The sequence below is a fragment of the Candidatus Spongiihabitans sp. genome (genome assembly GCF_965247905.1).
Taxonomy (GTDB): domain Bacteria; phylum Pseudomonadota; class Gammaproteobacteria; order Arenicellales; family Poriferihabitantaceae; genus Spongiihabitans.
This window is the reverse complement of record NZ_OZ252047.1, coordinates 351,073-373,352: the sequence shown is the minus strand read 5'-3', so window position 1 is coordinate 373,352 and position 22,280 is coordinate 351,073. Positions and strand designations below refer to the sequence as shown.

Annotated in this window: 19 protein-coding genes, 1 tRNA gene and 1 pseudogene; 4 read left to right on the top strand and 17 right to left on the bottom strand. The window is 52.3% G+C overall.

From position 1 onward, the window contains the following. The first annotated feature begins 10 nt into the window (after positions 1-10). From ACP158_RS02045 to lysA, 4 genes are all read left to right on the top strand, one after another. Positions 11-670, top strand: a complete 660-nt coding sequence (locus ACP158_RS02045; protein WP_424947329.1) for a hypothetical protein — start codon at positions 11-13, stop codon at positions 668-670. A gap of 52 nt (positions 671-722) precedes the next feature. Next, positions 723-2,135: an argininosuccinate lyase gene (gene argH, locus ACP158_RS02040; RefSeq protein ID WP_424947328.1), complete on the top strand. Its 1,413-nt coding sequence runs from the start codon at positions 723-725 to the stop codon at positions 2,133-2,135. A gap of 144 nt (positions 2,136-2,279) precedes the next feature. Continuing rightward, positions 2,280-2,429, top strand: a complete 150-nt coding sequence (gene lptM / locus ACP158_RS02035) for an LPS translocon maturation chaperone LptM (RefSeq protein ID WP_424947327.1) — start codon at positions 2,280-2,282, stop codon at positions 2,427-2,429. Between the two features lie 83 nt (positions 2,430-2,512). Continuing rightward, positions 2,513-3,802: a diaminopimelate decarboxylase gene (lysA, locus tag ACP158_RS02030; RefSeq protein WP_424947326.1), complete on the top strand. Its 1,290-nt coding sequence runs from the start codon at positions 2,513-2,515 to the stop codon at positions 3,800-3,802. 97 nt (positions 3,803-3,899) lie between these two features. Here the strand turns inward: lysA and ACP158_RS02025 are convergent, their stop codons facing one another. The 17 genes and pseudogenes from ACP158_RS02025 to rpoD form a co-directional block, all read right to left on the bottom strand. Further along, entirely contained in the window at positions 3,900-4,832 is a 933-nt protein-coding gene (locus ACP158_RS02025; protein ID WP_424947325.1) for a 5'-nucleotidase, read from the bottom strand. A 41-nt stretch (positions 4,833-4,873) separates the two neighbouring features. Continuing rightward, positions 4,874-5,725, bottom strand: a complete 852-nt coding sequence (aroE, locus tag ACP158_RS02020) for a shikimate dehydrogenase (protein ID WP_424947324.1) — start codon at positions 5,723-5,725, stop codon at positions 4,874-4,876. Between the two features lie 91 nt (positions 5,726-5,816). Next, entirely contained in the window at positions 5,817-6,443 is a 627-nt protein-coding gene (locus tag ACP158_RS02015) for a hypothetical protein (RefSeq protein ID WP_424947323.1), read from the bottom strand. 103 nt (positions 6,444-6,546) lie between these two features. Continuing rightward, positions 6,547-7,362, bottom strand: a complete 816-nt coding sequence (locus ACP158_RS02010; protein WP_424947322.1) for a hypothetical protein — start codon at positions 7,360-7,362, stop codon at positions 6,547-6,549. Between the two features lie 82 nt (positions 7,363-7,444). Continuing rightward, entirely contained in the window at positions 7,445-10,396 is a 2,952-nt protein-coding gene (locus ACP158_RS02005) for a DEAD/DEAH box helicase family protein (RefSeq protein WP_424947321.1), read from the bottom strand. Positions 10,397-10,446: 50 nt separating this feature from the next. Continuing rightward, positions 10,447-11,634, bottom strand: a complete 1,188-nt coding sequence (locus ACP158_RS02000) for an ATP-binding protein (RefSeq protein ID WP_424947320.1) — start codon at positions 11,632-11,634, stop codon at positions 10,447-10,449. Positions 11,635-11,884: 250 nt separating this feature from the next. After that, the gene (locus ACP158_RS01995) at positions 11,885-12,706 is read right to left on the bottom strand and encodes an IS4 family transposase (RefSeq protein WP_424947319.1); all 822 of its coding nucleotides are present in this window, start codon (positions 12,704-12,706) and stop codon (positions 11,885-11,887) included. A 152-nt stretch (positions 12,707-12,858) separates the two neighbouring features. Beyond that, a pseudogene (locus tag ACP158_RS01990) lies at positions 12,859-13,020 on the bottom strand (DUF4372 domain-containing protein); the annotation flags it as partial. A 54-nt stretch (positions 13,021-13,074) separates the two neighbouring features. Then, a complete protein-coding gene (locus ACP158_RS01985) occupies positions 13,075-13,368 on the bottom strand; it encodes an AAA family ATPase (protein ID WP_424947318.1) in 294 nt (97 codons plus the stop codon). 9 nt (positions 13,369-13,377) lie between these two features. Further along, entirely contained in the window at positions 13,378-14,868 is a 1,491-nt protein-coding gene (locus ACP158_RS01980; RefSeq protein ID WP_424947317.1) for a site-specific DNA-methyltransferase, read from the bottom strand. 101 nt (positions 14,869-14,969) lie between these two features. Continuing rightward, the gene (locus ACP158_RS01975; protein ID WP_424947316.1) at positions 14,970-15,965 is read right to left on the bottom strand and encodes a hypothetical protein; all 996 of its coding nucleotides are present in this window, start codon (positions 15,963-15,965) and stop codon (positions 14,970-14,972) included. 400 nt (positions 15,966-16,365) lie between these two features. Further along, positions 16,366-16,932, bottom strand: a complete 567-nt coding sequence (locus ACP158_RS01970) for a tetratricopeptide repeat protein (RefSeq protein WP_424947315.1) — start codon at positions 16,930-16,932, stop codon at positions 16,366-16,368. 49 nt (positions 16,933-16,981) lie between these two features. After that, entirely contained in the window at positions 16,982-18,520 is a 1,539-nt protein-coding gene (locus tag ACP158_RS01965) for a trimethylamine methyltransferase family protein (RefSeq protein ID WP_424947314.1), read from the bottom strand. Between the two features lie 66 nt (positions 18,521-18,586). Beyond that, on the bottom strand, positions 18,587-19,345 hold the full coding sequence (locus tag ACP158_RS01960; protein WP_424947313.1) for an ureidoglycolate lyase: 759 nt from the start codon (positions 19,343-19,345) through the stop codon (positions 18,587-18,589). 512 nt (positions 19,346-19,857) lie between these two features. Then, positions 19,858-20,010, bottom strand: a complete 153-nt coding sequence (locus tag ACP158_RS01955) for a hypothetical protein (protein ID WP_424947312.1) — start codon at positions 20,008-20,010, stop codon at positions 19,858-19,860. A gap of 260 nt (positions 20,011-20,270) precedes the next feature. Next, positions 20,271-20,347: transfer RNA gene (locus tag ACP158_RS01950), tRNA-Ile, on the bottom strand. Positions 20,348-20,372: 25 nt separating this feature from the next. Continuing rightward, on the bottom strand, positions 20,373-22,265 hold the full coding sequence (gene rpoD, locus ACP158_RS01945) for an RNA polymerase sigma factor RpoD (protein ID WP_424947311.1): 1,893 nt from the start codon (positions 22,263-22,265) through the stop codon (positions 20,373-20,375). Positions 22,266-22,280: the final 15 nt, after the last annotated feature.

Below are 22,280 nucleotides of genomic sequence, written 5' to 3'. Positions count from 1 at the left end.
ACCGCTTGATATGACAGACAAAAACAAAACCGCCGGAAGCGATCATGTTGTAAAAAATAGTTTGTGGCGTTCGCGCATAAAATTGATTGGCATTTTCTCCCTGTTTCTTGGACCGCTGGCGGTTGCCTTCTTTTGGTACTACGGCTTGGGCGCCGCGTGGTTGCCGCAAGGGCAATCCAATCATGCCGCGCTGATCAACCCAGTGGTCGCTTTAACCCCATTCGAAAATAGCCGGTTCGACCATGGGCGCATTTCACCGGAGAGGATCTCACTTGAGTCGCTAAAACATAAATGGACTATCGTGCATTTGCTCAGTTCCGATTGTCAGGCGCAGTGCCAAAAATCCCTCTACAACACGCGGCAGGCGCGACTAGCGCTGGGCAAGGACGCCAATCGTGTGCAACGCTATGTGGTTGTCAATGACGCTGTGCCGGCCAATGCAATTCAGCAACGCCGCGCGGATGCGGTGCTGGTGAATCCATCCGCGTCGTCGTCGCCGGGGCTGCAAAAACAACTGCAGCGGATTATTGAGCAACATAATATTGGCAATCATGATGCGCTGTTGGTTGATCCGGTAGGAAACGTAATGATGGTAATACCCGTGAATCTGGATCCAAGGTTGTTGCTCAAAGACCTGAAGAAACTGCTTAAAGTGTCGCGCATAGGTTGATAGAATAGACGCGTTCCGCACAATGTTATCTGGTGAAAAATCGCGCGACAAAATGAAACAAAAAAAACCTGAAAAAAAATTATGGGCCGGGCGCTTTTCAAAATCCACCCATCGCTTGATGGAACAATTTTCCGCATCGGTTGGCATCGACTGCCGTTTATATCGACACGACATTGCGGCATCAATCGCCCATGCGCGTATGCTCAGTCGCCAAGGCATTATTACGCAGATGGACTTTGATGCCATTGAAAAAGGATTGCTGGAAATCCAGGCCGAAATAGAAAACAACACCTTTGAATGGCGCGAAGCGCTTGAAGATGTTCATATGAATATTGAGGCGGCATTAACCGCGCAAATTGGTGAGGCCGGTAAAAAACTGCATAGCGGACGCTCGCGCAACGATCAGGTTGCCACCGACATGCGTTTATTTCTAAGGCAAGCACTGGATGGGATATGCCTGCAATTAACCGAATTGCAACATGCGTTAATCCGCCTGGCCGAAAATGAGGCGGAAACGATTCTGCCCGGTTATACGCATATGCAGGCCGCTCAGCCGGTGACATTGGGGCATCATATTCTGGCTTGGAACGAAATGCTGCAACGTGATTTCGAACGGTTTCAGCAATGCCGACAAAGGATAAATATTTGTCCGCTAGGCAGTGCGGCACTGGCCGGCACCAGTTACCCCATAGATCGGGAAATGACCGCCCGGGAACTTGGTTTTGAGGGTGTTAGCCTAAATTCGCTGGATGCGGTCTCAGATCGTGATTTCATGATTGAATTCACCGCCCATGCCGCACTGGCCATGATTCACTTGTCGCGGGTCTCGGAGGAGTTGGTGCTGTGGTCATCCGATGCTTTTGGATTCGTCGATTTGGGCGACCGGTTTTGCACTGGTTCCAGCATCATGCCGCAGAAAAAAAACCCCGATGTCGCCGAACTGACGCGCGGGAAAAGCGGGCGCGTTTGCGGCGATTTGATGGCGCTGTTAATGGTGATGAAAGGGCAGCCGCTGGCCTATAACCGCGACAATCAGGAGGACAAGGAGCCGCTGTTTGATGCGGTTGATACGCTGAAACTCTGCTTGGGCGTTTTTGCGGCGATGTTTCCCGGGGTGAAATTCAACCGCGAGAGCATGAATGCGGCGGCCGAAAAAGGCTATTCCACGGCAACCGACCTGGCCGATTATCTGGTGCGCAAAAACATCCCGTTTCGCGACGCCCATGAAATTGTGGGCAGGATTGTCGGTTATGCCGCTGCGCAAAAAGTGTCGTTGCCAGACATGACGTTAAGCCAGTTGCAAACGTATTGCCCGATGATTGAACAAGATGTTTATGACGTGTTGGACTTGCAGGGTTCGGTCAATGCGCGCGATCATGCGGGCGGAACCGCGCCAAAACGGGTCAAGCAGGCGGCAATTGATGCGCGAAAATTACTCGATGCAAGAAATTCCCATTCAAGATAAAATCACCGGATCATTCACAAAATAATGCACATCGCCCCGATATAAGTAATGGTGATATAAGTAATGACGATATAAGCAATGACCAAACAAATATCCACATCCCTGAAAATGCGATTCCTGAAAATACGATCCCTGGAAATGTTAATGAGAAGCGCCCTAATCCTGGTGATGGCAAGTTTTATATTGTTGTCCGCTTGCGGACAGAAAGGCGCGTTGTATTTGACCGAAGACCAAATTAGTGCAGAGCAGCCTGAGCAAAAACAACAGCAGGGAGCACAAGAGACGGCGGATTAAATGGTTTTTTTTAAGCAGTAGATTCATTTTTCGAACGGTTGCGTAACCGCGCTACGCCTCGTTTTCCAACCATTCCAACCTCAATGGATTATTTCGAGTATAAAGACAGGCGGCTGTTTGCCGAGCAAGTCGCCCTTAGCGATATTGCAGAACAAGTCGGCACGCCTTGTTTCGTATACTCCCGCGCAACCCTTGAACGACATTGGAAGGCATTCAACAGCGCATTCGGCGACTACCCCCATCAAATTTGTTACGCGGTAAAAGCCAACGGCAATCTTGCCATCCTGAACCTGCTCGCCCGATTAGGCTCTGGTTTTGATGTTGTCTCGGCAGGGGAACTGATGCGTGTTATTGAAGCCGGCGGAGATCCGGCGCAGACCATTTTTTCTGGCGTGTGCAAGCAGAATTGGGAGATTCGCAATGCGCTGGAAGCAGGGGTTCATTGTTTTAACATCGAATCCGAAGGCGAGTTGCAGCGCATCAGCGCGATTGCCGGCGAGTCAGGCGCGCGGCCGCGGATATCGGTACGGATAAACCCGGACGTGGACGCCAAAACCCATCCGTACATCTCCACCGGTCTGCGGGAAAACAAATTCGGCTTGTCGCCCGACAAGGCGCTGGAAATCTATAAACAAGCGGCGCAAGACAACAATATTCAAATCCACGGCGTTGCCTGTCACATTGGCTCTCAGTTGACGGAGTTGTCGCCGTTCAAGGACGCGTTGAACCGCGCCTTGTATTTTGTCGACCAACTCGAGCGCATTGGGATTGAAATCAGCCAGCTTGATTTCGGCGGCGGATTAGGGGTGCGATACCGTGATGAACACCCCCCCAGCGCCGATGAATACGGGCAAATGCTGCTCGACCAGCTTAAACCCCGAACCCGGCAAATTCCGGTGGTCATCGAGCCCGGCCGGGCGATTGTCGCCAATGCAGGAATTTTGCTAACCCGAGTGCATTATATCAAGCACGGCGAGGCCTCAAATTTTTGTATCGTCGACGCCGGCATGAACGATTTAATTCGACCGGCGTTATATCAGGCTTATCAGGACATAGTCGAAGTGGATAAAACCGGCAACGCCGAGCCTGCTATCTATGCCGAGCCTACTATCTATGCCGAGTCTACTATCTATGATGTCGTTGGGCCAGTGTGCGAAAGCAGCGATTTTCTGGGCAAGCAACGACGATTGCATGTTGCCGAGGACGACTTGCTGGCGGTCAGAACCGCGGGCGCCTACGGCGCGGCGATGAGTTCAAATTACAATTCCCGTCCGCGACCCGCCGAAGTCATGGTGGACGGCGATAAATTTCAGGTCATTAAACCCCGCGAAACCTTGCAGTCGCTCTATCGCGGAGAGCAAATCCTGCCTTAGCATATTGCGCGTATTGACCGCGTTGGCCACATTGGACTGACTGGCAATGCCAAAGAATGTGAGTGGCGGTCAATCCAAATAATTCACCAGAGCAACTTTATCGGTTGGCGATGCCGCTGGGCACATGCCCGGTGGGGACGTGTTGCCGCGCCGATTCGCAGTGGCCGCGTTGATCGTCGAAGAAAATATCGGCATCGAAGGTGCGTAAAAACTCGCCCTTGTCCATGCCGCCCAGAAAAAAGCTTTCATCAATCCTGATATTCCAGGCGCGCAAAGTCTTGATGACGCGCTCGTGCGCGGGCGCGGCGCGGGCGGTGATCAGCGCCGTGCGAATCGGCGATTGCGGGTGGTTTTGTTGAATTCGGTGCAGCGCGGCCAATACATTCTTGAACGGCCCTCCGAGCAGGGGTTGGTCAGCCGCTTGTTTTTCGGTGGCACTGAATGCCGCAAGTCCTTGATTTTGAAACACCTGTTCCGCTTCATCCGAAAACAACACCGCATCGCCGTCAAACGCAATTTTCAGTTTGCCGGAATCCCGGTTATCCATCTGCGACGGCAAAATGGTGGCGGCGGCGCAGCCCGCGTCCAGAGCTTGACGCACATCAATCGGATCGGCGGATAAAAACAAATCCGCATCAAAGGGCTTGACGTAGCGATACGGCGACTGGCCGCCGGTGAATACCGCGCGGGTGATGTCCAGGCCGTGGTGCTCAATGGAGTTAAACACCCGCAAGCCGGTGTCGGCGCTGTTTCTGGAAATCAACACGATCTCGACCTGCTGCCCGGCACGGTTATTCCCCGGCGCATGATGGTCGGCATCGCCAGCATCGGCGGTATCGTTCAGCGCCAAAAACTTTTTCACCATGGGATACGCCACGCCGGGATTCAGGGTTTCATTTTCGCGCTCAATTTGATATTGGCAATAGGCATCGACGCCCTGCTCGGTATAGACCGCATGACTTTCGGTCATATCGAACAGGGCGCGCGACGAGATGGCGATCACCAGAGAATTTTCGAACGACTGCGCCATGTTCAGACTTGAGGTTCAGACTTGAGGTTCAGACCTGAGGTTCAAAATCGCCGTAGCGCATCGATGACCGGCCGACTGTGCGGGCGCCGCCGATGCCACACATAAAACGATTCGGCCGCTTGTTCGACCAGCATCCCCAATCCATCGTGCGCCTGGGCGGCGCCCTGTGCCAGCGCCCAATTCATGAATATCGTCGGCTGCGCATCATACATCAAGTCATAGACCAGCGTGTTTTTGGCAATGCACTTTCCGCCGATTCCCGGCAGCTGTCCGGCCAGGCTGGCCGCGGTGCCATTCACGATTAAATCAAACGACCTATCCGCCGCTCGGTCGAGTCCCACCCCCTGCACGTCATCGCCGAACTGTTCACTCAATGCGGTCGCTTTATCAACCGTGCGGTTGGCGATGGTGATGCGCAGCGGGCAGCAGGCCAACAGCGACCCAATCACCCCGCGCGCCGCGCCGCCGGCGCCAACCACCAGAATGGATTTATCCTGAATCGAAAAACCAATGTTGTTTTGCAGATCGGCCACCAATCCGGCGCCGTCGGTATTGTCGCCAAACACGCCACCCTGGTTTTCAAAGCGCAGCGTATTGACCGCCTGCGCCTGGCTGGCCCGGTGGCTGAGGCTGTTTTGCCCTTGCTGGCAAAACCGCCAAGCCTTGACTTTGTAGGGTAGCGTGATATTCAAGCCGGCGCCGCCGTGGGCGGAAAAATGGCTGATCGCTTGATCAAAGCCGCCCGCGTCAACTTGAATCCGGTCATAGTCTATGGCGATGCCGCATTGTTGCGCGAACAAGCGATGGATCTGCGGCGACTTGCTGTGTTGCACTGGATTGCCCATCACTGCGAAACCGGACGACTTTAATTTGAAGTCAAATAAATCGGTCATGATAATCGATCATGCTGAAGGAGGTTGCTATAAGGAAATTCCCAATAGTGTTTGCTGTCATATTTTCGGCATGTTTTCGGGGGCAACCCTATCACACTTCTTCAAACAGGATGAAGACCGGGCGGTCGCAGTCAATGCAGATGGTGCCGGCGCCGACATTGCTCAAGCCCAAAGAGCTCAAGGGCATGAATTGGGTTGTTTGCGGACAGGGGTAGCGGCAATCGCCGATGATGCCGACCCGTGTTTCTTCGACCGCCAAAATGCTAAATCCGCCGATGCGCTCGAACCGCCATTGTCCGGATGAATAGCCGACCATGGCATGGTCGAACTTGATCATCGTCGGCGATTTTCTGGCGCGCAAGAAATGATGGGATTCGCCGATATTGAATAACTCATGATCTCGTCGTCCGCCGAGAAATCCGATTAAATTGACTTCGCCGAAATGTTCAGGAATAGGGCTAAGCGCAAAAGCCAGGTCGGAAAAATCCTTGTGCGGATTGAGTTTGACATCCATTTCTCCATCAAATGAATCGCCGTCCCCGACCACGATTCCTTCTCCTGATTTTCGCCAGCGCGCGCCGTCGTCGACGAAGATCACAGGCTCTTCAAGGTACTGAACATGACCATGAACATGATCATGAACATCGCCATAAAAGGGCCCCACCAACGTAATTTGCGGGCTGTTTTTGAACTTGCTTAGATATTTTTCGAGGGTCATTGAAGCGGTGAGATCGCGACCGGCGCGCGGTTAGGCGACTATAGACTCAAGGCGGGCAAATTAACACCCCGCAATGATGAGTCCATGATCAGTCCATGATAAGTCACGGAGCCGACAGCCATTCCAGCGGGCCACCAATCTCTGGCCGGAAATAACAAATCATTCTGCCGTCTGCGCCGCTGGTTGCCGATTTTCCATCAGATTTGCCCCAGGGCGCAACGCCGTGCACGGCTAAACGGTGGACAATAAACGCCTGGCCGGGTGTTACCGCGATCTCCACTCGTTTACAGGCAGCGAATACATTTCTGCGGGCGCGGCGATAAATCTCGGTGACATCTTCGTCGCCCCACCGGTGCGGCGCCAAGCCCTTAAAGCGCGCGCGAAATGCGGCGCGGATAATTTCATGCGATTGCTCCCAGACCACAAACGGCGACGCATCGGCGCCGAAATCAACCAGTGGAAAGCCCAGAATAAAACCATGGTGCTCGCGCAGATGTCGGCGCTTGGCGGCGCCTTCGGCGAGCAAGCCATCGACATGGGCGGCATCGCAGTCGCGGCGATAGCGAAAGGCGGCGCGGGATTCTGATTCCATCGGCTGCGGATAACCCGGGTAGCAGACCGAGACCTGTCCGCGATCCAGATCGAAATTTGACCGCCCCAGGCCCATCCCTAGGCCATGCCGAATAAATTCCACCGCCGCGCCTTGCAGTGGTCCGCAGTTACTTAGCGCACCAGAGGCCGAGTTTGGCAGCACGTTTACGCCAGCGAACCAAGTGCCGCCGCAACGCAACCAGTGGGCGTTTTCCTGTTTGCCGACCGCCTTGCGCGCTTCGGGCAGCGCGCATGCGACCCATGCGGCAAGAACGCCGTCGTATTTGAATTTGCGCCAGCCGCGCTTAAAAAATGATTCGGCATTCATTGGCTACAACCCCGCGTAAACCCTGGATGGCCATTTCAACTTGAGGGGAGGTTGAGAATTGATAATGGAGTCTGTTGAAAATCTATGCGGTTTCGAATATGGGCGCGGGATGGTCAATCCAGTAATCCTTGTAGGCTTCCGCAGGCACACTTTGGGGATTGTAGAGAAAAAGATTCACTGAAACTTGCCACTTTGCGGCATGTTTGAAAAGACGAACTCCGCTGACCCCGGTAAAAAGTTTCTGGTATCCATCTATCTTGCGATACGCGCTGGCGTGTTCCGTACCTTTCGGATCAACAAACACAATCCGATATTCATTCCCGCGGCACATCCAGAAAACGAAATCGGGCAAGAAGCGACGGTATTCATTCTTCGACTCGTCGTAGTAGGGAATGTGAACCTTGTCCAGGGATTCGTCAATCTTGCTGAACATCCAGGCATCCCAGGGCACTTCGTTTTCCCCCATCCATTCTTCCAGCGCATTAAGCAAGCTGATCTCGCTTTCAACCTTGATTATGTGTTGTATGTAATTCGCTGTCTCATCCCCTAGTATCACCGGCAAATAGTAATGCCCGAGAAGTTTTTTGATTTTCAGTTGATGGAAATCCATTGCTGTTTGCCCAGAAATCAGATGATCAAATTTTTCCCGGGTAATTTCTCCCTGCCTAAGTTGCTCAGCTAATCCGGGTATTTCGCCATCAGTTATTTTGCCATGTTTAACCCGAGGTATTATTTTTTGAAGTTCCTGGAAATATTCCGAGCTGACCTGAATCTCACGAAAATGCACAATATCTTCAGCGTCGAGCGGCCGCACCCCGTCGGACACTTTTGCGGTATGGGAAAGGTGCGCCACAAGACGTTTTTGCAGAAAAGGAAGCATTGCATAGTTCTTTTCCGACTCGGTTTGTATGTTGCCGGTTGGTTCAACCATGCTGCGCAACGCGGCAATCTGCGGCATTTCGAGACCATCCCGGACTGCAAGCACTGAATCAGATGTCTTTCCAAGCCATGCTTTGAATCTTTGGCGTGTTTCACCGCTCATTGAAAATCGAGCTCTGGTTGGATCTCCCTGCACCTCTCGGTATTCAGGTATCAACAGCGGCATAGCTTTATTGCCGATTTTTGGTATTGTTGCCGTTTCAAAGCCTTTCAATTTTTGAAAGACTGATTCTTTCTCCGTTTGCAACCCTGCCAACACAGCTTTGACGGCACTGCGGTTGGTGGCGAACAGAAACAAAGTTTCCGCTGGCTGCACCTGATCATGGCATCTCTCCATGGCTTGCTTTTCCTTGCCAGTCAAACCCAGACGGGCAAGACGCCGACGCTTATCCTTCAATGGCTCAATTCGCACCCCTCTCCCAACCGACTGCACGACAAATTTCTTTGCGTCCTTGCCGCCGATATTAATGAAGTTAATCACATTCGGGCGGTTGGAATCCCAACTTTCAAAAAATGAACGGGAGCCCATCAGAATCGTTATCGAACTTTTCTCCAAGCCGTCAAAAAACGATTTATCCTGCAACGCGGTTGTCTCTTCATATCCTTCAAGCAGTTCATTACGCCACTTTGAAGTATCCCCTATCCGTATCAACGCAAAGGGCTGTTCCGCATTTTTCATTTGAAACGCCAGTTCTTTGTTGTCGCCACTGCGAATAAATTGCAACGCCCCTTTTCTTCGACTGAGAAACACTTCGGCGCGCAAGTCGGCGACTTTCATTACCGTAATGGAAGTTTCATCAGTTCCGATTATGCCTCCGCCGTCTTCTCCAAAAAGAAGCCTTGCATTGCTCCAATCCTGAATCAGCCCGGTTTTCGATTCGCCAAAAAACGATTCGTCAATTTCGCCTGTGGCGATCTCGCGCAGGGTTTGAAAAAACGCCCATAAATCATTTCCTTCATTTTCAACAGCGGTGTTGACAGAATTAACCAGCGTTAGCATCAGCGGCAAGTGGTAAAGATTTTCCAAGTCGGTATCGTGGCGCAGCTGCTTAATTCGAATGGACACATAAGCTAGCGTTATAAGCGATTTCAGAACGATTTTCCGCCGTTCATCGTGGCTGATTTCCTGCCCCCTGTTTTTGAATGCGGCGTATTCCTCTTCGTTCAAATAGATGCTTTTCCCATAACCGCTTTTTATAAACTCCTCCAGATTGTATTTCTTGACCGTGGTTACAATGTCCTCATCATCAGTAAAGGTGGCGGAAAAGTTAAACAGAAATCCCGCGCGCGCCATGACGGCATAATACGCCTGCCGCTTGGAATCCTCCTTGCCGCCTTTGTGCGCCTCGTCCAGCAGAATGAACCACTTGCCGCCGTTTTCATAAACGCGGTAATCGGTCAGCGCGTCTTTCTGCACATCAGAGATGTTGTCGCTACGATGGTAATAAACCGTCAGCGCATCGCCGAGCCTGGACTGATACGGCTCCCGACCGACATGGCGTAGCGGCATCAGGTCAATTTGTAATCCGCCGGATTCGTTGAACTCGTCTATGGTGCGATGAATTTGACGGATTAAATGATCACTGGGCGCGAGCATGAGAACCTTATGCGGCGGGATCTCTCGATGCTGTTGCAGGTGGTGCAGGTATTCAAGCAATTTCACCATCACCAAAGTTTTTCCGCTGCCGGTCGCCATCCAAAAACACATGCGGTTGATAAGATGACGATAGGGAATACAATCACCTTCGGGCGTTATCACATCCGACAGGATACGAAATACCTGATTTTCGTTCTGTGCCTTTTCATCGGCGACGCTCCCAAATTTTTTCACCTCGGCGATGCCGGAATTTCCATACAGTTCGGCAAAGCTGTGCTTGCGCTGGTCGTTTGTTTTCGGTGGTTCATCAGTAGTCCAGTCATGTTCCTTGCCGTAATAAAGAAACAATGCGCGCGCCGCATTTTTCAAAGCGTCTGTCTGATAATCGTATAACGTTTTTTGCGATGAAAACCGTTCCATCTCCGGTACCCACCAAACTTCCGGCAGGTCGCCGTAGTTCGAGGATTGGGCGATGTTTTCGAGTATGGGGGATGTCATTTATTTTCGCAATGGATTGAAAATAACGATAACAACAATAGCAATGGTTTTCATTGTCGCTTCTTTATCCTTGTATAAATAAAGGTGTCTTGCACATTAAATTCTGGTGGTGGATTGCCGTTTTGTCCCAAGGCTTTGCGCGCTGTGGCAATGCCTATCCCAAATCGTTGCATAAACCCCATGTTTTTCATTGCTTCGGCAATAGTGGGATTGCGATAGTCGGTTATACCCGTGCCAAAATTATCACGCGTCACTTCCCCGAATGTAGAACCCGGACTAGTAATCTCGACGCTATCCTCAAGCCAGGTAATCCGCACGGGCGAATTGGAACCCTGATAATTTCTGTGGATGACTGCATTGCGCATAATTTCGCGTAACGCTTCAAGAGGATAATCCGGATTTTCTATATGTCTGTCTCCGCTTGTATCCAGCGCATTGCGAATATTCGCTTTCAAAATTTGATCCAATTCACGCAGTTGCTGCGGCAGAGTGCCGCGTATTTCCTGGTGATCTGCAACGGGGTCTGTAACCGCATTGCCTGCATGACGCACAAACTGAATATATGCGCCCGGAAACCAATCGCGCGGGGCTTTGCCTAAGATGAGGATCGCGGTAACGGTTGGTGTGCCGTCTTGCGTTGTTAGTCGCAACGCCTGTAATTGCGCTTCAACGCTACGGTCATTCTCTTCCAACACTTCCGGTGATACGGCGGCAGGCAAATATTCATTTTCGAATCGCCGCATATCCAGGTCGTTTTCCACAGACGCGCCGGTCACCCCTTGCATATCGTAAGGCACATTTCCCCAGCGGCGTTTTTCCGTAAGCCGACGTTCCTCTTCAGCAGAGGCTTGAGCCCGCCTTGGACCCACCCTAATCCAACATCTGCCGTCAACTTTTACCAGTGGATTGTCCGAAGGCTCCACTTGTATCACTGCCACTTCGCAAAGATTCAACACTCTCCTGCTGACTTCCATCCTTGGAAAAGGAAGAATCTTGCCATCGCCTCGCAGCCCACCAAGTTTTTGCAATAACTCATCATCTATAGTCAAGTCAGCACAGTTGCCGTCATCCTTAATTCCGATGAAAACAAAACCTGGCGATCTGTGGTCGGGCAGATCATTAGCAAAGGCGCATATTGCTTTCCGGAATTTTTCCAAATCCCTAGTGGATTCGGTAAATTCCACATGGTCGCTTTCCCCTTCATTGAGAATATTCTCTAGTTCTTGGTCAGTCAGCATGATTTCGTTCTGGTTGTGGAGATTGATTTAGAGATTCCAGCATAGCGGATTCTTTACCATCAGTAAGTATATTCTCCAATAAATCGAATATTGTTTGAAAATGTTTGAAGTCATCCACCGTGCCATTTTCACAAATCCAGTCACATAGGTTGGTTTTTTCGTCTGGGTTAATCTTCCACTCTTCAGGGATATTTATATTCTGCCCGCGCTCTTTTTTTGAATGTGCATTAACAATATCTCACTGCTCCCATTAACTTTCACAGCAACGAGGATTGATTGCGATTGGGGGCGGGTGGCCACGCAAGAGCGCCATCAAGTCGCGCTTGTCGAACAAGTTAAGCTGCAACACGCGGAGCATTTGTCGCATGCTTTTGCCCAGCCGCGACTGGAATTTGATGAACGCCAAGAGTAAATACACGCACAGCGCGACCCAGATTTGTGTCATCACCGCGTTATTGCTGGTGCCGATGAAAGACTTTATCTTCAGGTTTTGCTTGATCCACTTAAACAACAATTCCACCTGCCAACGCGCCCGGTAGAGGTCGGCGACCGTCTTGGCCGCCAGTTTCAAGTTGTTGGTCAAGAAAACGTAATGCTTGCCGGTCTTGGCATCGCGGTAGCCGATGCGGCGCAGTGGGATGGGGCATTGTCTTGATGCCTTGACGCCGGTGAACACGATGCGCTGATCGCATGTCAATCCCTTGCTCTGCAACACCTCAGCGCGGCCGACAACGCGATACGCCGCGTCTTTCTTGATGCGAGTGACAAAGAATATGCCGTTGTCATGCAACTGTTTATACCCGCCATAGTCGTTATATCCGCGGTCGATGGCGACTAGGCTGCCTTTGGGGAAACGCAGCGCGCGCCCGATAGCGATGTCGCTGGTTTTGCCGTCGGTGATGGCCGCGAACTCGGGCAGGAAACCGCGGTGGTTCAGCCCGACATGTAGTTTGACCGCCCCCTTGGTCGTTCGGAAATCGGCCCACGGGAAGGCCGAGAGGCACAACTCGATGGTGGTGGCATCGAGCGAATACTGAAACGAAACTTGTGCCCGGGCGCGCGCCCCTGGCAACGTCGCAACAGTTTCTTGAACAATGCCTCGTACAACGTATAAGGCTTGTCCCGGTTGATGCGCGCCAGGCTGGAGCGGGACAGGCCGACGCCGCCCAAGTGATACAGTCGATGCGCCTGAGCGCCCAGGTTGTCGACGATGTCGCGCAAGCTGTCGCGGCCGGTCAGTTGCGCCATGAACAGGCCGACGAACTGCGCCCAACGCGACGCGACACGGAACGAGCGGCCACTATGATGCCGTGTGGCAAGGGTCTCGAATTCATGTCTCGGCACCCATTTGAGGAGTTGCGATAAAACGGTGTCACAATGCGCCATGGTCTGATTCTCCTATTTGATTCAATAAGTTGTGTGCCATCTCATTGTATCAATTCAGAGCGAATCAGACCATCTTTTTTGCCTGTTAATGGGACAGCAGTGAGATTTGATATAGGAAGGAGATCTTATTTTATATACTTTCCCTTTTTCCACCTCGCTACTTCCGGGATATGCAGATCCTTGTGCCGCCATCAATCCGTTAACAATGTGCGACAACAAGATGCTTTTGCCAGAGCCATTCTCGCCAACCAGTAAAATCGGTTTGGGATTATCTCCATTGAAGGGAAAGGTAATATCAACGTCTTCAATTGGGCCGTAATTTAGAACCTTGATTTTCTTTGTGTACATATATCTTCCCTACTCTCCCCACCAAAGATACGGTTTTATCTGCTTTATGAAATGCTGTTTTTCTTGTTCGGTCATGGACTGGGGGTTGATTTTTTCTTCCGTTCCATCGGCGAAGGTTACCGTATCGGCGGTGCGGCGACGGATGGGTTTGCCGAGGATGTTGGAAAGGGATTCGGCGATGTCCAGGTCGGGGTAGAGGTTGTGCAGGTTGATTTTCAGTTTGCCGTTTTTTAGGGGTTTGACTGCGTGGGCGAGTTTGTCGTCGCCGAAGAAGACATATTGTTCAAACGGGGATTTCATGCTGTCCAGTTCCAGTTGTTCGCCGTCTTTGTAGCGGGCGTTGTTTAGCGTCTCTTCGTATTGCTCCAGCGTGTAGTATTTGAAGGCGCCGCCGCCTTTGTATTCGATTTCTTTGCTGATTCCTGATTTATTCCCTGCTAACACTCTTTTCATGCGTGGCAAAATTACCGTGCCAAAGTGATCGCCCATTTCTACCCCGAGCCATTTACGGCCAAGTTTTTGTGCAACAGCTTGGGTTGTGCCACTACCGGCGAAGAAATCAAAAACCATATCATCACCGCCAGAAGAAGAACTTATAATCCTTTCTAATAACTCCTCAGCATTTTGTGTTGGGAATTTTTCAGCTGTATAAACACCGAATTCATACCCGCGAATGTCTGTCCAGTTGCTATCTACGATAATATCATCGGATTGCAGTTTTTCAGGCTGAATATTTATTTTTTCTTCGTTACAGTCTTTGTAAGATAAAGAGTGATTTATCCTCATTCTGCCTTGCTTTGTTAGTTCATCTATTGTTTCTTGGCTGTTCGTCCAATGCCTTCCTTTCGGCGGATATAGCCGAGTTCTTTTTCCATCTACATCAAAGTATTTGGGGATGTTGCTTTTGCCCGCCGAATGCGACCAATTCCATTTAGGTTCTATGTCTGAATGGCAATAAATGCATGCTCTGTTTTTAGCTGGGGCAGAAAATTTCGCATCATCACTGGAAGAATATAAAAATACATACTCAGTTGTATTCGTAAAGGCACTGGATTTCTTTTGAAACCTATTTACAATTAATTCGTTTTGAAAGTTATTCTTTCCGATAATTTCATTCAGTATGTGCTTGATAATATAATTTCCGTTGTCATCGCATCGCACAAAAATTGCGCCATCATCGGATAAAAAATCTTTGCTTACGGCTATCCTGTTTTCCAACATTGTTGCCCAACACGAATCTTTATAATTCGTCCGATAATCGAACTGATCGCTGCTCTCCAAATTAAACGGCGGATCAATATAGATACACTTCACTTTTTCCTTGTAACGCTTTTTCAAAGCATTCAATGCCTGCCAGTTCTCGCTATGCACTAACTCGCCGTCCAGCGTCTCGTCCAAATTCCCCAAGGCACCAAGAATGTCCAACTCCAAATCCTTGAAGTGCTTCGTGTCCAGTGGCAGAAACTTGTAATCGCTGCCCGCGCCGTTTTTGTCGTCCACGCTTTTCTGTCCGTTGAAAATCACGTTCATTGAAAACCGGTTATCCACCATGCCAAGTTCGCGCCATTCCGCCGTCTGCGCTTTGGCGCCTTTATGCTTTGTTATCTTGCGCAGAACATTGCCGGCAGTTTGTCCGGCGTGACCACATAGTTGACGCCGCGCACAAACTTCGGCTTTTCCCATGCCCGGCGGAGTTCATCTTCAAATTGGGCGATGAAGTCGATAATGTCATACGCGGTATCTTTAATCGCTTGAAGTTGTTTGATTCTTTCTTGTTCAAAGACGGTGGCTTCTGAAAAAATGTATTGATACATCCACAGGTCAAACTGCTCGCGCAAAAAAGCGCGGGCGTTTTTGTTGATGAAAAAATCGGCTTCGGTCTGGCGGCGAAACACGCCGATGGCTTTTTGGAGTTGCTCGCCGGATAACGAGACGCCATCTTTGCGGGATTGTTTGAGAATGTCGTCGGTCTTGGTTTTTGCGCCTCTTTGGGAATAGGAAACGTTGAGGTGAATCACTTTGCCCGTTGTCTTCCGCTTCACTTCGTCAAAGGCAAAAATGAAATCGCGCCGCTCGTTGTTCTTTTTGTGTTCAACTTTAGAGGCGTCAAAGTAAAAGCGTCTAGTGTTTTGCGGCTTGCCCTCCTCGCTCAACTCCACCGGCATGGAGCGCACCAGCACATCGGATTTGACATAGTAGAGCATCTGCGTTTTCCATGACAGCGCGACATCCTGCCCATCCGCATAGACGCGCTCGTAGGTCTTGGAAAAGGCCGGCAGGTGGCGAAAGTAGATAGAGCCGCTTTCGCAGAAGTAGCGGTGGAAGAAAGTGTAGAGTTTGTCAAACAGTTCTTCGCGGAAGGCGGTTTGCGGCGCGGCGCGCACATCAATTTTTTGCATCAAAGCGCCGCGGATGGATTGAAAGTACGCGTGCTTCATGCGCATCAGGTTGACGAAGCCGGAATCACCGTCCACTTCTGCGCCGATGAACAGGGATTCCAGTTCATCCAGAAAACGTTTTTCTTTGGTGTTGATATTCAGTCCTCGTATTGTTTGATTACGTCGATTAATCGCATCTATTAAATCGAAAAAATTCAAGGATATTGTACCTTGCATTCAACCTTGAAGTGCAGCTCATCTAAAGGGTCGGGCATGCAAAGCAAGATTGGAAATCAATTTAAGGTTACAGCTAACACCGAGAGTATTTGACTGGATTATCGGGTCAAGCCCGATAATGACGGGCCTGGGCGGGGCGCTTCGGGGCCTGGCGTCAGCCCTTGCAGGGTGGATTCCACCGGGCGGGCGCAAGCCTGCGGCCTTTGATATTAAAATATTGGGTGAAACCCACCCTGCATTAGCATGACGGCTAGGAGTCGGGTTATTTCAGTATGTCAATGCCATAAAAAGGGCGTCAAGTTGGCTATTTGACGCTCAGCCGGCGCGACAACGCGCTGAAACTCTAACGCTATAGCGCGGTGAGGCTAAGGTTATAATCCCTTTAAACAGCCTCGTCATCAAGCCTTTTTTGGAGCGCTTTTATATTGCTTTTTAAGCCGGGCAAGTGCGGGTTCGCCGCCAGGGCTCGGCGCATATACTGCAATGCCAGCCAGCGTTCCTGCAACTGCAGATAAATCATTCCTTGCCCGGACAACGCGCCAAAATGGCGCGGTTCAAGGGCAAGCGTCTTGGCGACATCGTCGGTGGAGCATCGGTATTCGCCGATAAGGTAATACGCCGTTGCCCGGCGATTCCACCCTTCGGCGAATTGCGGGGCGATTTCGGTTATCTCGGTAAAGTATTTCACCGCCTCGTCATACCTGGCGAGACGCATGCTCAGCTCGCCACGATTCATAAGCGCGGTCACTTCAGGAATATCGGATTGATACCAGTTTTTCCAGATTTGCCGGGTGATGGCCGCGGCTTCAACGCGGTCAAGCGTCTCGTTCAATCGGGCAAACAAGACATCCAGTTCGGGATTGTTCTGGTCTGCATAGGACGGCATGGCGCCGATTAAAACGGCAAGCGCCGCCACTCGAAGAATGCGCCGCATGTTTAAGTCTTTCATGTCAGGTCCTCATGTTTTCAATGGCATGTTCAATGGCGTGTTCATGTTGTCAATACCAGGCATCCGGGATTTCGGCTTTGCGTTTTGCCACAAATTCCTGCAAGGCTTCGGCGACCGCTTGATCCATCGGCGGCGGCTCATAGTCGTTCAGCAATTGATTCCAACGCTCATAAGCGCGCCGCGCGGAATCCTTGCCGCCCTGTTCCTGCCATTGCTCGACGCTTTCGCTGTCGGATAATTTGGCGTCGTAATACGCGGTCTCGTAGTTGGCCATGGTGTGCGCGCAACCGAGGAAATGCCCGGCCGGCGACACTTCCGCATACGCGCTTCTGGCCATGGCGTTATCGTCCAGCGGCAGCCCCGACAGCATCACCCGATAGGCGCCAAGCTGGTCCGCGTCCTGCACCAGTTTCTCATAGCCGGTGGCCAGCCCGCTTTCCAGCCAGCCGGCCGCATGCAGCACAAAATTGGCGCCGCCAAGCACCGTGGACATCATCGAATCGGCGCTTTCCGCCGCGGCCTGCGCGTCGGGCAGTTTCGACGCCGTCAGCGAGCCGCCGCAGCGAAACGGCAGGCGCGCGCGCCGCGCAAGTTGCCCGATGATGAAATTGGACATCACCGGCTCCGGCATGCCGAAGGTCGGCGCGCCGCTTTTCAGGCTCATCGAAGACAAAAAGCTGCCCAGTATAAAGGGCGCGCCGGGCCGCACCAATTGCGTGAACGCGCCCACCATCATGGCTTCGGCCAGAGCCTGGGCGATCGATGCCGCGGTGCTCACCGGGCCCATGGCGCCGCCCAAAATGAACGGCACCGCGATCAATCCCTGCCCGGCGCCGCAATACACCTGCGCCGCTTCGGTGACCACCTTGTCCACCAGCAGGGGTGAATTGGTGTTGACATTGCCCATGATCACGCAGTTGTTTTCCATCACCTCCGCGCCAAACAGCACCCGCGCCATGTCCACGCAATCCTGGGCGCGGGATTTCGCGGTGATCGCGCCGAGAAAGGGCTTGTCGCTATAGCGCATGTGGGCGTACAGCATGTCCAGGTGACGCTTGGAGACGGGCACATCGCAGGGCTCGCAAATCACCAATCCGGTGTGGTGGATGCTCGGCAACTGGTAAGCGATCTTGACCAGATTCTCCAGGTCGTTGAGGGTGCCGTAGCGCCGTCCGCCCTCAAGATCGCGGACAAATGGCGGGCCATAAACGCAGGCGAACACTTGGCAGCGGCCGCCGATGACAACGCTGTTGGCCGGATTGCGCGCCAGTTGCGTGAACTGGCGGGGGATGGTTTTGCACAATTCGCGGGCCCTGCCGGCCGGCAATTTCACCCGCGTGTCCTTGACCTCGGCACCGGCTTGCCTCCAAAGGCGCAAGGCTTCGGGGTCGCCGCGAAACTCCAGGCCAATTTCCTGCATGAGCCAATCGGCTTGGCGTTCCAGGGCGACCAGCCCTTCCTCGCCCAAAAACTCGTAGTAGGGGATTTGCCGTTTTATGTATGGCGGCGCGGCGATTTTTGCGCGCTCGCGTTTTTTGCCGCGACCGCCTCGCCTTTTGCGGCCCCGCTCTTTTGCGTTTCTGCTCATGATGACTGCCCGCGCTGCGCTGGATAATGATGCGCCTGAGAGGATGCGCCGAGATTGAGCCTGATATTATGCGCCTGGGATTGAATCTGGAAGCATGAGCGGCACTTTCAAGTAAACCCCGAATTCGGCGCCAAAATCACAACTGACGCGCGCATGCACTTTGCCTTGGCGATCGAGAAACCGCTGCCGATCACCAACCGGGAATACGCCGTCATGCCAAATTCCGGGATGGATATACAAGCCCTGGCTGCCATCGCACCAAAACGCCACCACCTGATGCGGTTTTATATCATCGCCGGGCAAGGCAACAGGCAGCAGAAAGGGTTGCTTGTCCAAAGGAAAGAACAGCTGACCGCCGTCGGGATGATAGTTGAAATGCCACAAAACAACATGCGCTCTGGCACTCGGTTTTTTGCCCGCCCGTGCGCCAGCGGACGCGCGCGCCGCTTGCTGTGGATCACAACTCCAGCCCAAAACATACTCGCCATCGACCGCATCGTTGCGCGCCATCAGGACATCGCCGTCCCATTGCGTGCAAAAAACGCCTTCGGCAATCCCACCTTCATCCCCGCTTCCAGCATCAATCGGTCGCCAGCCCTGAGCTGGCCACCGCACGATTTCGATCTCGCACTCATCAGGGTCACCGACCAAAGCACCGTACCCCTTGACGCTCTGGTCGGTCGCCTTTATCAACGGCACGTCAATCATCGGCAGCGACGGCTTTTCGCCGGCCTCGAAAATATACTGAGGCGCGGCCCGGGTTGCGGCTTGAGTTGTGGCCTGAGTGGTGGCCTGAGTGGTGGCCTGAGTTGTAGTTTGCATCATTGCTTGTGAGTCGGTATCGGTAAATCAAATTAGCAAAATTATAACCGCTTAAAATGCAACCAACAAACTTAATTTGGGGAAATCATCCTTGACTTCGCGAACACGCATAAATCCGCATTTTTTGTCATGTCTATGATGGTTGTGCGGGATGATTTTGAGGTTGGGGAAGAGGCGTGCGGCCGGCCGTCATTCCGGCCCCGGCCCGTCATTCCAACGAAAGCATGTCCTCGTGAAAACGGGGGTTGGAATCCAGTGAAACATTCATCCCCCGCTTCCGTGAGGGCAGGCCCGCGCAGCGGGACACAACACCACAAGTTGCAGGGTGGCTGCGCCCACCAATTCAATAGCTCGTCGTCTCCGCTTTTTATAATGTCGCGGGTGTCTCACTGGATTATCGGGTCAAGCCCGATAATGACGGCCGGAACGTGAAGGGCGGGAATTGTATGTGTTCACTAATTCACTGCCCTGTTTTGTTCCTTTCCAGTGGTGTTTTAGCACCGCCCTCTCGGCCGTCATCCTCGCCGGCAGGCGGGGATCCAGTTGAATAAAGAGTCCGACGCAGTCGGACACAAAGTCGGCGACTTCGCCGCCGAAATAAGGAGTTCGGCTACGCCGAACGGTTTAATAACTAGATTGCCCGGCCAATAATAATATGGGCCGGGCAATGACGGATTGGGAGATAATGGTGAATCGGAAGGCGATGACTCCTTTTGAGAAGACAATGGTAAACGAGAAAAAACTGTCAGCGAAATAGTGAGCCCATACAGGAATGACGCGATGTGTAAATGGCGGGAATGGCGGCATTTGGATTCGCGGGACGGCGGCGGCGGCCGCCGCGGCAACGCTGAAACCCAGCGATAGCGCGCTGTGAAGCTAAGGTTATCATCCCCTTGATTTGAGCGACATGGTCGACCAGTGAAAAATATGGTGGGCCCGGTAGGACTTGAACCTACGACCAATGGATTATGAGTCCACTGCTCTAACCGGCTGAGCTACAGGCCCTAACGGGCGGCCATATCCATTGCCGTCATATGCCGTCCAGAAAACTCTTTAACTGCTCTGAGCGACTCGGATGTCTCAGCTTTCTGAGCGCCTTGGCTTCGATTTGCCGAATGCGTTCCCGGGTCACGTCGAATTGCTTGCCGACTTCTTCCAGGGTATGGTCGGTGTTCATGCCGATGCCGAATCGCATTTGCAACACTTTTGACTCGCGCTCAGTCAATGAGCCGAGAATGTCATCGGTCGCGTTTTTCAGCCCGGACGCGGTTGCGATATCAACCGGCGCCTTGATGTTTTTATCCTCGATAAAATCACCCAGATGAGAGTCTTCGTTATCGCCGATTGGCATTTCCATGGAAATCGGCTCTTTGGCAATTTTCAACACCTTTCTTACCTTGTCTTCGGGCAGCTCCATTCTTTCCGCCAGTTCTTCAGGCAGCGCCTCCCGGCCTTTTTCCTGAAGAATCTGCCTGGAAACCCGATTGAGCTTATTGATGGTTTCGATCATATGCACCGGAATACGGATGGTTCTGGCCTGATCGGCGATGGAACGGGTGATCGCCTGCCTGATCCACCAGGTTGCATAGGTTGAAAACTTGTAGCCGCGGCGATATTCGAACTTGTCCACCGCCTTCATCAAGCCGATGTTGCCTTCCTGAATCAAGTCCAGGAACTGCAAGCCGCGGTTGGTGTATTTTTTGGCGATGGAAATAACCAGTCTGAGGTTGGCTTCGACCATTTCCTTTTTCGCGCGGCGCGCTTTGGCTTCACCGATGGACAGCCGCCGACTCAGGTCTTTGAGGTCGGCCAGCTCAAGGCCCGCCTTGTTCTGGGTTTTGACCAGTCGCGCGGTGTATTCGGCTATCGTGGCTTCATATTTTGTCAGGCGCGGCGTATCGCCGCCGCAGTCCACCACCAACTTGTGAAACCACGCCATCTTGGTTTCATTATCCCGAAAATACGCCAGAAACTGCTTGCGCGGCACTTTGCCGTAGTTAATGCAATAGCGCGCAATGCCGCGCTCGCAGTCCTTGACTTGAATCATGCAGTTGCGCAATGCCGCCGATAACGCTTCAACTTTCGCCGGCGCGAATTTTATTTGCAGCAGTTGGTCGCCGAGGTTTCGTCGATTGCGCAACGCTTGCTTGCTGCCAAGCCCGTGGGTCGCGATGGCCTTGGTCAAGGCGTTCCAGGTACGCCGCATGCGCCGGAATCGAACAATCGCATCATCATAATCCGGGCCGCTGGGAGACGCTTGTTCATCGGCTGCATTCTGTCCCGGTTTTCCCGGGATAGCCACGGTCTGGTCGTCCAATGCGTTTAACTCCATGAACGCCACCACCACTTCCGTCAATTTCATGTTGCCCGCTTCAATCGCCTCGGCATAATCCAGCAGTTGGCGAATGGCGATCGGGGTGATCGCGAATGCGGCGGCGCTTTGCCGATTGCCGGCTTCAATCCGTTTTGCCAGCGCGATTTCGTCCTCGCGCGTCAACAACTCCACCGTTCCCATCTCGCGCATGTACATCCGCACCGGGTCGGTGGTGCGGCCAAATTCGCTTTCCACCGCGGTTTTAAGCGCGGCGTTGACTTCTTCGGCAACTTCTTGGTCTTCCGGGTTATCGCGCTTCAAGGTCATGCTATCGGAATCCGGCGCCTTGTCCACCACCTCGATGCCCATGTCAATAATCATGTTGACAACCACCTCAATCTGGTCGGTGTCGTGCATATTTTCAGGCAAGTGATCATTGATCTCGGGGTAGGTTAAAAACCCTTGATCCTTGCCTTTTAAGATGAGCTTCTTGAGGTCGGAGGGCGGCTTCTGCACCGTAGCCAAATCATCCGCGGCGGCGGATTTGGCGACGGCGGATGCGGATTTCGCGGCGGCGATGGATTTGGTCTTAGCGGATTTGGTGGTCATGTCAATATGCAGCGG